This window comes from Endothiovibrio diazotrophicus (genome assembly GCF_054657215.1).
Genome location: NZ_BAAHXB010000051.1, coordinates 26,233 through 38,586, shown reverse-complemented (window position 1 = coordinate 38,586; position 12,354 = coordinate 26,233). Strand labels below are relative to the sequence as shown.

Sequence of the window (12,354 nt, the reverse complement as noted above, 5' to 3'; positions counted from 1 at the left end):
AGACGCGGCCGTTGGTGGTGTGGGTCTCGGTCAGCTCGGTGAAGCTGAGGGGATCGCCGGGGTTGCTGAGGTCGGCGGTACGCTCGGTGCTCTCCTCGACGAGCAGGCCGGAGGGGAGGAGCCGGGTGCGCGCCCCTTCGACCGGGGCGCTCATGCCGAAGCGGGGATCGGGGGTGAGCACCACCTGTTCGATGGTGCCGTCGGGGGACTGGATCCGTTCGGTGCCGTCGGCGGGGAACTCCTTGCGGGTCTTCAGGCCGGCGGGGCTGGTGTTGACCAGGCGGCTGCCGCCGTCGGCGAGCTTTTCCACGGCGAAGCGGTAGTTGCGCCCCTCGCCGCTGGTCATGATCGAGACGTAGCCGTCGTCGGACTCCTCGCGACCGAGCTGCCAGCCGCCGCCCGCCGGGTCGCGGTCCTCCAGCAGGCGGCCGAGGTCGTCGTAGGCGTAGTGGTTGGTATTGTCCCGCGGGGTGGTGGTGGCGAGGAGCAGGCCGTTTTCGTCGTACTGGAACTGGTGGAGGGCGCCGGTGGGGTCCTCCACTTCGCTGAGGTAGCCGTTGGCGTCGACGGCGAGGCGGGTGCGCTGGCCGTCGGGTGCGATGATGGCGGTGGGGTGGCCGGTGGCGTCGCGTTCGATGGTGGTCTGGTTGCCGTTGGCGTCGGTGACGGTGGTGAGATGACGGTCTTCGTCATAGGTGTAAAGGAGCAATGCTGCTCCGGTCACCGCGTCCAGCGTTCGCTGGTGGCGTCCGTCAGAACTGAATTCGTAGTATTCGAGTCCGTCTTCGGACGCAATGGAGAAATCACCGAGATTGGTGCCGCCAAGACGGGGTTCGAGTACGAGCACCTGGTGATGGAGTCGATCGGCGATATAGAGGCGACCGTCCGGGCCGAACGCCATTTCTTCGGGGTGGTCCAAGGGGGTTTCCAGGGGAATACCGGATCGGTCGTATCCTTCGGTGATTTTTCCCACCACGGTATGGATTGTCCCATCCCGATCTACCCGCCGGACTTTGTCCGCAGTGCTTAAATAAAGCTCTCCGCTGGGGGAGACCGCGATACCGCCGCGGGTGAGTAGGTGGGTTTCCAGCGCCGGGATGCCTTCATCCGTTCTGGGCACGGTTCCGAGTGGCCAGTCCGCTCCTGCCACTCGCTTGATAATCCCGTCCGGTGTGATGGCGCGGATGGTGGGAGAAGCACCTTCCGCCACATAGACCGTCCCGTCGGGTGCGACCGCCAAGTGGATTGGTGCGGCCAGTTGCGCTGAGGTGGCTGGGCCGCCGTCACCACTGCTTCCGGATACCCCGGTGCCCGCGTAGGTCGTGACGATCCCGTCGGGATCGATTCGGCGCAAACGGAAGTTGTTTCGATCGGCCAGGAGCAGACTGCCGTCCGGAAGGGATACGACGCTGGCGATCCCATTGAATTCCGCGTCGATGGCGGGGCCTCCGTCTCCCGAATAACCCGGCTGGCCGGTACCAGCGATCGTCGTGATGATTCCTTCTGCGTCTACCCTGCGCAGGCGGTACCGGTCTGCGACGTAGAAGCCTCCTCCCGGGATCGGTTCCACGTCATATGCACCCGACAGCGCAGCTGCCTCTGCGGGGATGCCCTCAACGATCGGGCCCTGCCATCCATTTCCTGCGACGGTCTGCAATATGCCATCGTTGCTGACTTTGTAGACTCGGTGGAGGTAGGGCGAAGAGAAGAGGATGGTGCCGTCGGCCTGGGCGGCGATCGCGACCGGTTGGGTGATGCGTGCCACCGAAGTGGGGGCAGGGAAGAGGTATAGACCTGGCTCTCCGGTTCCGGCAAAGCGTCTTGCCGTGAGGGTGTTGGCGTCACTGCTACGATGTCCGCCATCTCCCAATTGCAGAATACGCCCAATTGGGTCGTAGAAATGGACGGTGTCCAGGTTCCAGCCACTAAGTCCCAAGGCGCTGGATTCGTAGTGACCGACCGTGGTTTGCCACGTCGCTGTAAGCGCAGTAGTCGCGCTTTCTCGGTTACCGATAGCTCTTAGTTCCCCGCCGCTGCTGTTGGTAGCTGGCAACGCGAAGCTCCGGTTGAATTCTTCGGATGACGAGTAGTACGTGACGCCGTAGCGGTAGGCGACGGTAACGGTTGCCGTGGCAGCATGTTTCACCCGCTGACCGTACACATTTCTACCGTCCCATTCGAAGCGGGTGCTCTGGTTGGGGAGTGGGGGGAAGCTTTCGCGATACGTCCTACCAGCAATGGAAACGGTTAGGTCGATGCCTAGCAAGGGGGCCGGTACGGTCTCTTCTGACAATACGATGTCCAGTGTGTAACCCGACCTGAATCCCTTGACCCGGTCGCTGCGGTAGCTGAGCGATAAGGGAGTTCCGACGATCGGGATCGTTTCCCCCAACGTTTGGTCTTGGGCATCGACGATGCAGCCGTGGCAAGGATCGTGACCTTTGGGCGGAGGATTGGGTTGCGACGCATCGTTTTTCGGCGCGGGCTGGTTGGGGGCAGCGGCTCCTCTAGATGGACCATAGGGCCAGTTGCAATCCCACGGCGTGAAGTGGGTGATCAATACCCGCCACAGGCTCTTGCCGGGGCGTGTAGAGCTGGGCGAGCCGCGCCCGCTCGGCGTCGTCGATCCCCAGCTCCGCCAACTGCGCCGCGTCGTCGGCGAGCCCGTCGCCGTCGCCGTCGATCCCGGCGAGGCCGTCGGTGATGGCGAGAGTCTGAATGACCCGCCCGTTGTCCGCCGCGATCCAGGCGGCGCGGTCGTAGTCGTACCAGCCGAGCGGCACCGCCTCGCCCACCGGGAAGTCGAGGAAGTTGTCGACGTAAAAGGGGAGCGGGCGGTCGAAATCGACCCGCTTCGCCCCGGCGGCGAGCGCCTCGTCGGCGCTCAGCTCGACGGCGTAGGTGTAGCCGCTGGTCGGCGGCAGCGGGCCGGGCATGGATTGCGGGCCGTTCTCACCGACGGTGTATTCGGTGGCGCGCACGGTGAGGGTGTCGAGCGGCTGTTGGCTGCCGTCGGCGAGGGTGAGGGTGGCGCCGGTGCCCGGCGGGATCAGCAGGGTGGCCTGGCGTTGGCCGTCGGCGTCGCTCACCGGGTTGCCGCGGGCCACCTGGATTTCGCTGGCGTTGGCGAGATCGATGGTGGTGGCGGCGGAGTCCAGCGGCAGCAGCACCGCCTCGGGGGCGTGGGCGAAGTCGGCCCACGGGGTGTCGAGCTGGCGTTGCGCCGGCAGGTAGCCGTCGCGGCGGTAGTCGAGGGTGAGCTGGCCGCCGCCGTTGACCGCGAGGTCGAACCAGCCGTCGGCGCGGCTCAGGGTGCGGCCCAGTTCGGGGTGGTCCTTGGCCGTGATCCCGACGCCGGGGAGCGGGCTGCCGTCGCGGCGCAGGACCTGGCCGCGGATCACCGCGGCGCGGCGCGCCTCGATGGTGCCGGGGGCGACGCCGCTCTGGATCGGGTTCTCGCCCGCGAAGAGGAAGGCGGTGCCGCTGGCGAAGTCGGCGCCCTCCAACGGCGGGGCGATGGTGGCCGGGTCCGGCGGCAGTGGTTCGCCCAGCGGGATATCCAGGGGCGCGGTCGCGTTGCCGGCGGCGTCGCGGACGGTGAGGCTGAGGGTGTCGCCGGAGGCGGCGGCGATCGCGAGGGTGAAGGCGCCCTCTTCGTCGGCGGTGGCGGTGGCCTGTTGGTCGCCGTTGGTGACGGTGACGGCGGCGCCGGCCTCGACGCTGCCGGCGGGGGCGCTGAGGGTGTAGTGGCCGTCGGCGGCGGGCTCGGCGGTGATGGCGCCGGCCGCCGGGGTGGCCGGCGGCTGGGTATCGAGGTGCAGGGTGAGGGTGCGCTCGCCGCTGTTGCCGGCGGGATCGACGGCGTGCAGGCGGAGCGGGTTGATCCCCTCGCTGAGGGTGAGGGTGTCGCTGAAGTGGAGGGTCTCGTCGAGGGGCAGGGCGGTGCCGTCGAGGGTGGTTGGGCCGCCTCGCTGAGCTGGCCGCGGAGGGGCTGGCGCGGCTGGTTGGTGAGCAGGCCGTCGGCGGGCTGCTCGACGGTGATGGTCGGCGGCACGGTGTCGATGGTGAGGTGGCGCTCGGCCGGCTCCGCGCGGTTGCCGGCGTAGTCCTCCACTTCGGCGGTGAGTCGGTTGTCGCCTTCGGCCAGGGGCTGGAGCGGGCGGCAGGCGAGGGGCCGGGGGGTGGACGCTTCGCTGTCGCCCGCGCAGCTCACCGCCAGCGGGGCGTCGTCGGCGCGCAGGGTGAGGGTGGCGGGGTCGGCGCCGATGCCGTCGTCGGCCAGTTCCAGTTGCAGGGTGGGGCGGTTGTTGGCGAGCAGCGCCCCGTCGGCGGGGGCGGTGAAGGCGACGGTGGGCGCCAGCAGGTCGCTGTAGGGGGCGAGGGCGAAGAGGCGCGGGGCGCGGCGCCCGCCGGCCAGTTCGAGGGGGGCGTTCAGGGTGCCGTCGGCGAGGACCTTGACCAACTGGCGGGGGCCGGCCACCCAGACGCCGCCGTCGGCGGGGTCGGCGGCCAGGGCGAGGAGGGTGCCGCGGCGGCCGAAGGGGCGTAGCCGCGTCTGCTCGGTGCCGGCGGCGTCGAGGTGGATCAGTTCGCTGCCGGCGGCGTACCAGAGTCCGCCGCTGCCGTCGGCGACCGGTCGCTCGGCGTGGTGGGTCCGCTGTTCGAAGCGCATGTCGCCGGCGGCGTCGAGCTTGCGCAGGGCGTGCTCCAGTTGCACCCAGAGGCCGCCGTCGGCGGGGTCCCAGGCGAGCGCGCGGAAGCTCTCGCGCCGGCCGGCCTCGATCCGCGTCTGCTCGCCGCCGGTGGCGTCGTAGGCGATGACCTGGCGGGGGCCGGCGGTCCACAGCCAGCCCCGCTGGCTGTCGGCGGCGAGGTCGAGTAGCGTGGCCTCGTGCTCGACGGCACCGGCCAGGGTGCCGTCGGCGTCGAAATGGAAGAGGCAGCGGCCGGTGGCGAGCCACAGGGTGCCGTCGCGGGGCTGCAGGGCGAGGGTGCCTTCGGCGGCGCTGTCGGCGCTGCGCCGGGAGGGGGGGGTGCGTTCTCCATCGTCGTCGTCGCGGGCGTGGCCGTGGTCGTGGCTGCTGCCGAGACCGCAGTGGGCGCCGTTGGGGAGACGGGCGCTGTATGCAGTGAGTTTCAGGCAAATAACGTAAAGTCTATAAGGATTTTATACTGGGCTTTTTCCGGCCATTTGTACGCAATATCTGAATTGGTTTCAGAAATCTTCCAGACTTGCCGCCTACCGGCTCACCAGCAGCACCATGAACTGATAGGGCTCCAGCTCCAACTGCTGGGTGGCGATGATGATCTTGCCGGCGACCAGGTCGGTGAGCGTCTTGCGCAGGCCGAACAGGCGCAGGCGGCGGGCGGAGATGACCTGGCGGTGTTCGCTGAAGTTGGCCAGCACCAGCATGCTCTGTTCGTTGTGCTGGCGGAAGTAGCCGAAGACGTGGTCGTTGCCGGTGTCGAGGATCTCGGTCTCGGCACGGGAGAAGGCGAGGTGCTGCTGGCGCAGCTGGATCAGCCGCAGCAGGCCGAGGTAGATGCGCCCGGTGTAGGTGTCGCGGTCGTGGCGCTCCTCGGCGCGCTTCCAGTCGAACGGGGGGCGGTGGATCCAGCGGGTGTCGCCCACCTTTTCCACCTCCTCTTCGTAGGAGTAGTCGTTGAGCATCCCCAGCTCGTCGCCGAGGTAGATCAGCGGGATGCCGCCGATGGTCAGGATCACCCCGTGGAGCAGCAGGATGCGGCGTACCGCCAGCTCCGCCTCTTTCTCGTCGCTCTGCTCCAGCGCCCACTCCAGGCCGGCCAGCGAGGCGCAGGTGCCGGAGACGCGCATGTCGCCGGTGATCTCGTTTTCCTGGAAGGGGAGGCCGCGGGCGAAGCTCCCCTTGAAGCGGCCGGTGAAGTACTCGCCGAGGAAGCGGCGGTGGTCGCCGGGGATGATCGCCAGATCGCGGGCGTCGTCGTCGGAGAAGACCCAGCCGATGTCGTCGTGGCAGCGCACGTAGTTGACCCAGGCGCAGTCGTCGGGCAGCGCGAAGCGCTTCTCCATGGCGTGGCGCAGCAGGCGGGTGTCGCGGGTCGCCAGGGTCGACCAGAGCAGGGCCATCAACTGCGGGTTGTAGGAGAGCTGGCACTCCTCGCTGCCGATGTATTTGATCACCTCGTCGGGGTGGACGATGGCCTCGGACTTGAAGAGCATCGCGGGGGCCGCGATGCGGGTCACCGCGTTGAACGCCTGGATCACCACGTGGGCCTCGTCGAGGTTCTCGCAGCTGGTCCCCACCCGCTTCCAGATGAAGGCGACCGCGTCGAGGCGCAGGATCTCGACGCCCTGGTTGGCGAGGAACAGCATCTCCTCGGCCATCGCGTTGAACACCGCGGGGTTCTCGTAGTTGAGGTCCCACTGGTAGTTGTGGAAGGTGGTCCACACCCACTTGCGGATCTTGTTGCGGTAGGTGAAGCAGCCGGGGTGCTCGTCGGGGAAGACCGCGTTGATGGTGCGCTCGAAGGCGTCGGGCCGGGCCCGGTTGGGGTACATCCGGTAGAAGTTCTGGTACTCGGGGTCGCCGGCCAGGGCCCGCTTGGCCCACTCGTGCTCGTCGGAGGTGTGGTTGAAGACGAAGTCGAGCACCGGGCTGATGCCGTGGTGGCGCAGCTCGGTGGCCAGCTCGGCCAGCTCCTCCATGGTGCCGAGTGCGGGCTCCACCTCGCGGTAGCTGCTGATCGCGTAGCCGCCGTCGTCGTCCCCCTCGGGGCAGCGGAAGAGTGGCATCAGGTGGAGGTAGGTAACCCCCAGTTCGGAGAGGTAGGGGATCTTCTCGTGGATCCCCTGCAGGTTGTCGGAGAAGAGATCGACGTAGCAGGTGGCGCCGAGCATGCGGTGGGACTGGAACCACTGCGGGTCGGCCTCGCGGGCGGCGTCCAGCGCCTTCAGGTCGTCGGGGCGCTCCAGCCACATGCGGGTGGCGGTGCAGAGGATCGCCTCGAGGTGGAAGAAGAAGTCGTATTGGTCGCCGTAGAGGTGGTAAAGGGCGCCGAACAGGGCGGGGAAATGGTCGTGGACCCGCTCGCTGAAGGCTTGCCACTCGGCGGTGTGGGTGTGTTCGCCGAAATGGCGCTCCAGGCGGGGTATCAGCCGCAGCAGGGTGCGGCCACTCTCACGCTTGATCCAGGCCTCGTCGCTCAACGCTCTTCTCCACGGTTCACACCAATCACTCGGCTTCAATCGTCGTCGTCGCGGCGACGCCCCGTCGTGCCGTTGCTCGGGGAGGCGCCGCGCCAGTGGCGGTGCAGGGTGCCGCCGCCGCGGTTGCGGCGGGTCTCGTCAATCAGTTGTTCGAGCGCCTCGCTCATCTCGGTGGCGGTGCCGGCGCCGTGGCCGAAGGTGATGGCGCCGATCCGCGGCTCCACCGGCCACTCGCCGTGGCTCAGGGTCTCGGTCAGCTCCTCGTGCAGCCGCTTGAGCAGCAGTTGCGCGCCGCCCCATTCGGTCTTCGGGAAGAGGGCACCGAAGCCGTGGCCGCGGATCAGGGCGATGTGGTCCGATTCGCGGGTGGTGCCCTGCAGCCAGCGGGCCACCTGGCGGAGCAGTTCGTCGGCCACCTCGCCGCCCATCTCCTCGCGCACCTGCTGCAGGCCGCCGAGGTGGAGGTAGGCGGCGGTGAAGGGGTCATGGTAGCGGCGCAGCCGCGCCCCTTCCAGGGTCAACTGCCCCTCGAAGGCGCGGCGGTTGGGCAGTTGGGTGAGGGGGTCGTGGTCGCCGCGGGAGCGCTCCTCGCGCAGCTCCCGCCGGGCGGTGTCGGCGAGCCAGGCGGCGGCCAGCGAAAGCACCAGTTGCGCCACCCCGTCCCAGTAGCTGGCGATCTCGCGCGGATGGAACACCCCTGCGCCCCAGGCGCTGGCGATCCACACCCCCCCCGCCACCAGGGCCAGCGTCACGCCGGCGCGCCAGCCCCGGTACCAGGTGGCGGCGGCGACCGGTACGGGGGCGAAGAGCTGGAGGTTGAATTCGAGGCCGGTGAGGTGGTCGAGCAGTCCGAACAGGGCGATCAGCGCGACCGCCGCGAGGACGAAGGCCGTCGGCGGTGTGTTGCGGAGCAGGCGATCGATGGCGCTGGTCATCGGGAGGCTCTCATCCGGATAGGGGCGGGTGGTGGAACGGGTCGATCCGCCTAGGACCCTGTCGGACTATGGATGAGTCGGCCGCGAAAGCGGGATGACGGCACCGGTTTTCCGAAAATCCTCGTCAAATAGCTCACTATCTCTCCTCGAATTTTCGAAAAACCGGCACCGTGCCCTCCCGCGCCCACAACTCGATCCCCCATAGCCCGACAGGCTCCAAGATGCGGGCCCAGTATACCGGTCTATCGGTTACGTTTCCGTCTCGTCCGTCGTCGGCCTCTCGGCTGGAGGCGCCAGCAGCTCCGCCGGCAGCAGCGCCAGCAGGCGCCAGCCCGGCTGCGGCTGCGGGCCGCCGTCGGCGCGGTAGACGTGGAGCAGTCCCTGCGGGTCAATGGCGAACAGGGGCAGGGCGCGGTGGCGGTAGCGGCGGGTGTAGGCGGCGAAGTCGAACTGCTCGCTGAGCCGGGTGGTGCGGATCTCGCCCCCGGCGCGCAGGGTGGCGGTGAGGGTGGCCAGCATCGCCTCCTCGCCGAACAGGCGGGGGGCGGCGAAGGATCTCGCCGCCGCCTGTTTCTCGCGGTTGCCCTGCTCGTCGCGGTGGGGCAGGGAGTAGACCCGGTTGGCGCCGAATTCATTGCGGTAGCGCAGGCAGGACAGCGCGTTGAGGTCGGCGCGGCGGGAGAGGGCGAGCAGCCGGCCGAGGCCGACCAGTTCGAGGTTGCGGTCGGCGTGCTCGGAGACCGGGTTGCCGAAGTAGGTGTCGATCCCCGCCATCCGCGCCTCCGCCAGCTCCTCCCAGCGGGGGCCGGCGAGCAGCACCTGGACATCGTTGTCGTGCAGCGCCTTGGCGACGGCGCGGGCGAAGCGGTTGGTGCCGACGATCAGCACCCCGTGGGGTTCCGGCTCGGCGACGCCGAGCAGCCGTGCCAGCGGGCGGGCGGCGAGGCTCTGCAGCACCACGGTGAAGATGATCACCAGGAAGACCAGCGGCACCAGCCGCTCGGCGCCGGCCACCCCCAGCTCCTGCAGGCGCAGGGCGAACAGCGCCGAGACCGCCGCGGCGACGATGCCGCGGGGGGCGATGAAGGCGATCAACGCCTGCTCGCGCCGCTCGAGGGAGGAGCCGCGGGTGCTCACCGCCACCGCCAGCGGGCGGGCCACCGCGACGATCACCAGCAGCAGCGCGGCGGTTTCCCAGCCGAGGTCGGCGAAGGCCGCCGGGTCGAGGCGCGCGGCGAGCAGGATGAACAGCGAGGAGACCAGCAGCACGCTGAGGCTCTCCTTGAACGAGACCACCTCGTCCAGGGTGAGGTCGTCGCGGTTGGCGAGCAGCGCCCCCATCACGGTAACGGTGAGCAGCCCCGCCTCGTGGGCCAGCAGGTTGCTCGCCGCGAACAGGCCGAGCACCAGGGAGAGGGTGGCGACGTTGACCAGATACTCGGGGAGGAGGTGGCGCTTGAGCAGCGCCGCCAGCCCCCACGCCCCGGCGGCGCCGAGGCCGGTGCCCACCGCCAGGGTGGTGAGAAAGCCGGTGAAGGCGCCGCCCCGTTCGCCGACCACGATCGCCTCGAACACCATCACCGCGAGCATCGCCCCCAGCGGATCGATCAGGATCCCTTCCCAGCGCAGGATGTGGGCGACCCGCGCGGTGGGGCGGACGGTGCGCAGCAGCGGCGTGACCACGGTGGGGCCGGTGACCGTCATGATCGCGCCGAAGAGCAGCGCGATGGCCGGCGGCAGCCCGGCCAGCCCGTAGGCGGCCAGCGCGATCACCCCGCCGTTGAGTAGCGCGCCGACGCTGATCAGGTTGCGCACCACCCGCTCGCCGCCGGCGAGCTGGTGGAGCTTCAGCGACAGGCTCCCCTCGAATAGCACCACCGCCACGCCGAGGGAGACCAGGGGAAAGAGCAGCTCGCCGAGCAGCGCGTCGGGGTCGAGCAGCCCGCCCACCGGGCCGAACAGGATGCCGGCGGCGAGCAGCGGCAGGATCGCCGGCAGCTTCACCCGCCAGGCGAGCCACTGGCAGAGGATGCCGCTCAGGGCGATGGCGGCGAGGAGGAGGGCGGGATCGTGCATGGGCTCTTCCGGGCGCGGTGTTTGAACACGAAGGGCGAGAAGGGGTGGATCAGTTCGTGGGTCGGCGATGCTTCGCCGACGTGAACGGAGGCACGGCGGGAAATTTCGCGACGACCCTGGCCGAACGGTATGGTCCGATCGGATACCCCCTCGCGGTCCCGACCCCGCTGCTTCCGTTCGCGTCGGCGGAGCATCGCCGACCTGCGTTCAGATCACCCCCATCAGGTCGTGTAGCAGGAAGATCGCGATCTCGATGGCGATCAGCCAGATGATGATCCACTCCAGCATCGAGGAGTGCTGATGCTTCTGTTCGTCGGCGAGCATGTCGAACATGTCGTGGATCACCTGGAGCTTCTTGTTCAGCACCTCGATGCGCGGCTGCACGTCCAGGTAGGTGGCGGTCAGCGCGTAGAACTCCTCCAGCTCCGGGTACTCCCAGAAGAACTCCGGGGTGTCGAGCAGTCCGTGGTGGAGGTGGATGTCGCTCTCCACCAGGAACAGCCGGCCGCGCATGCGCGCGATCTCCCGCCGGCCGAGGCCGGAGCGGCCGCCGGCGGCCATGTTGCGCGGGATGTGGGCGCTCTCCTCGATGGTCTGCTCGGCGTACTGCTCCAGCTCCGCCAGCTTCACCGACTGGGCCAGGGCATGGGAGAAGGCGAGCTTGGCCAGGGGGCCGTCGTCGGGCAGGGTGATGTGGTCGGCGTGGATCCGCCCGCTGCCGTCCACCGCCCAGGTGAAGAGGTCCGAGCAGGGCGGCTCCAGCGGCTCCACCCGGCAGGGGGCCATCGCGTCGAGCAGCCGCTTCTCGCCGTCGTGGTCGAAGCCCCACAGCACCGCCGCGCCGTAGGGGAAGAGGAAGGCCTCGCCGCCCGCCTCCTCCAGGTGGAGGGCATCGCGGTGCAGGGTGGTGCGGCCGCGGTCGGCCAGCCGTTCTTGCAGGGCGGGGAAGTCGAAACGCTTGGCCAGGACATAGGCGTTGCAGCGCTGCATGGGGGCTCCTTTGGAGGCTCCTTCTCGTGGATCGGGCACGCCTGCCAGGATAGAGGATTTTCCGCGGTTTGGCGCTGCTCGCCGGTGGCCGTCCGGGGTCACACGAAGAAGTCCTACAAGAAACTGCTCAAGGCGCAGGTGGCGGAGCTGAGCGAGTTGCAGGAGCTCCACTACGCCTCCAACCGCTGCGCGGTGCGGCTGATGTTCCAGGCGATGGACGCGGCCGGCAAGGACGGGGCGATCCGCCATGTGATGTCGGGGGTCAACCCCCAGGGCTGCGAGGTCTACAGTTTCAAGCACCCGAGCGCCGAGGAGCTGGAGCACGACTTCCTCTGGCGTACTTCCCAGTGCCTGCCCGAGCGGGGGCGGATCGGCATCTTCAACCGCTTCTACTACGAGGAGTTGCTGTCGATCCGCCGGCAGCTGGAGGAGGATGATCCGCTCGGGATCGGCTCTGGTTGCGACGCTCCGCGTCGCAACCGGCTGCCTTGGACGCTCTGCGTCCTGCGTGGGGCTGCGGTGGCCGCTCCAGGCGCTGCCGACGCGGAGCGTCCAAGGGGTGCGCAGGTGCCGGGGTGAAGACCGCGGTGGCCGAGGTTACCACGCAGAGGTTACCACGCAGAGGTTACCACGCGGAGCGTGGTAACCAGGGGGGGGCTCTCCGCCGCTTTATCCCCGGCCGTAGATGGAAGAGAATCGGCCTCTCATCCCGTGCCTAGGAGCGCCCATGTCCCGCCAGATCGTCAATGCCGGCCGCACCGCCCTGGAGTGGCTGGAGAACCTCGGCCTGCTCATCGTCGCCGTGGCCACCGTGTTCGCCGTCAGCCAGGAGGTGATCACCATCCTGGAGGCGGGGCAGGTACGGCTCGCCGACCTGCTGCTGCTCTTCATCTACCTGGAGGTGCTGGCGATGGTGGCGGCCTATCTGGAGTCCGGCACCCTGCCGGTGCGGATGCCGCTCTACATCGCGGTGGTGGCGCTCGCCCGCTACCTGGTCCTGGACATGAAGGCGCTCGACAACTGGCGGATGCTGGCGGTGGCCGGGGCGATCCTGGTGATCGCCCTGGCGGTGCTGGTGATCCGCTACGGCCATGTGCGCTTCCCCTACGAGGGGAGCGCCAAGGGGGAGAAGGAACAGTAGCCCCGCGGCTACAGCGCCGTAGG

General features: G+C 68.8%; 10 protein-coding genes and 1 pseudogene. 4 read left to right on the top strand and 7 right to left on the bottom strand.

Annotated features, from left to right (window positions below):
• From ACYQ2W_RS13670 to ACYQ2W_RS13660, 3 genes and pseudogenes are all read right to left on the bottom strand, one after another.
• On the bottom strand, positions 1–919 hold a 919-nt coding region (locus ACYQ2W_RS13670), incomplete at its 3' end, for an NHL repeat-containing protein (protein WP_459867997.1).
• A gap of 1,588 nt (positions 920–2,507) precedes the next feature.
• The gene (locus ACYQ2W_RS13665; RefSeq protein ID WP_459868000.1) at positions 2,508–3,506 is read right to left on the bottom strand and encodes a hypothetical protein; all 999 of its coding nucleotides are present in this window, start codon (positions 3,504–3,506) and stop codon (positions 2,508–2,510) included.
• Between the two features lie 108 nt (positions 3,507–3,614).
• Positions 3,615–3,776 (bottom strand): annotated as a pseudogene (locus ACYQ2W_RS13660) (hypothetical protein); the annotation flags it as partial.
• Positions 3,777–3,958: 182 nt separating this feature from the next.
• On the opposite strand from ACYQ2W_RS13660, the gene ACYQ2W_RS13655 reads away from it, so the two are divergent.
• Positions 3,959–4,549, top strand: a complete 591-nt coding sequence (locus ACYQ2W_RS13655; RefSeq protein ID WP_459868006.1) for a hypothetical protein — start codon at positions 3,959–3,961, stop codon at positions 4,547–4,549.
• Positions 4,550–4,579: 30 nt separating this feature from the next.
• Positions 4,580–4,882: a hypothetical protein gene (locus ACYQ2W_RS13650; RefSeq protein ID WP_459868003.1), complete on the top strand. Its 303-nt coding sequence runs from the start codon at positions 4,580–4,582 to the stop codon at positions 4,880–4,882.
• 357 nt (positions 4,883–5,239) lie between these two features.
• Here ACYQ2W_RS13650 and ACYQ2W_RS13645 read toward each other — a convergent pair whose 3' ends face one another.
• From ACYQ2W_RS13645 to ACYQ2W_RS13630, 4 genes are all read right to left on the bottom strand, one after another.
• Positions 5,240–7,189: an amylosucrase gene (locus tag ACYQ2W_RS13645; protein ID WP_459867994.1), complete on the bottom strand. Its 1,950-nt coding sequence runs from the start codon at positions 7,187–7,189 to the stop codon at positions 5,240–5,242.
• 35 nt (positions 7,190–7,224) lie between these two features.
• Entirely contained in the window at positions 7,225–8,124 is a 900-nt protein-coding gene (locus tag ACYQ2W_RS13640) for a GGDEF domain-containing protein (RefSeq protein WP_459867991.1), read from the bottom strand.
• Positions 8,125–8,373: 249 nt separating this feature from the next.
• The gene (locus ACYQ2W_RS13635; RefSeq protein ID WP_459867988.1) at positions 8,374–10,200 is read right to left on the bottom strand and encodes a cation:proton antiporter; all 1,827 of its coding nucleotides are present in this window, start codon (positions 10,198–10,200) and stop codon (positions 8,374–8,376) included.
• Positions 10,201–10,407: 207 nt separating this feature from the next.
• Positions 10,408–11,190 carry an RMD1 family protein gene (locus ACYQ2W_RS13630; RefSeq protein ID WP_459867985.1) on the bottom strand — a complete coding sequence of 261 codons (783 nt, stop codon included), beginning with the start codon at positions 11,188–11,190 and terminating at the stop codon, positions 10,408–10,410.
• A gap of 84 nt (positions 11,191–11,274) precedes the next feature.
• Between ACYQ2W_RS13630 and ACYQ2W_RS13625 the strand changes: the two genes are divergently transcribed.
• Both ACYQ2W_RS13625 and ACYQ2W_RS13620 read left to right on the top strand, forming a co-directional pair.
• Positions 11,275–11,769, top strand: a complete 495-nt coding sequence (locus ACYQ2W_RS13625; protein WP_459867982.1) for a polyphosphate kinase 2 family protein — start codon at positions 11,275–11,277, stop codon at positions 11,767–11,769.
• Positions 11,770–11,917: 148 nt separating this feature from the next.
• On the top strand, positions 11,918–12,331 hold the full coding sequence (locus ACYQ2W_RS13620) for a phosphate-starvation-inducible protein PsiE (RefSeq protein ID WP_459867979.1): 414 nt from the start codon (positions 11,918–11,920) through the stop codon (positions 12,329–12,331).
• The last annotated feature ends 23 nt before the right edge of the window (positions 12,332–12,354 follow it).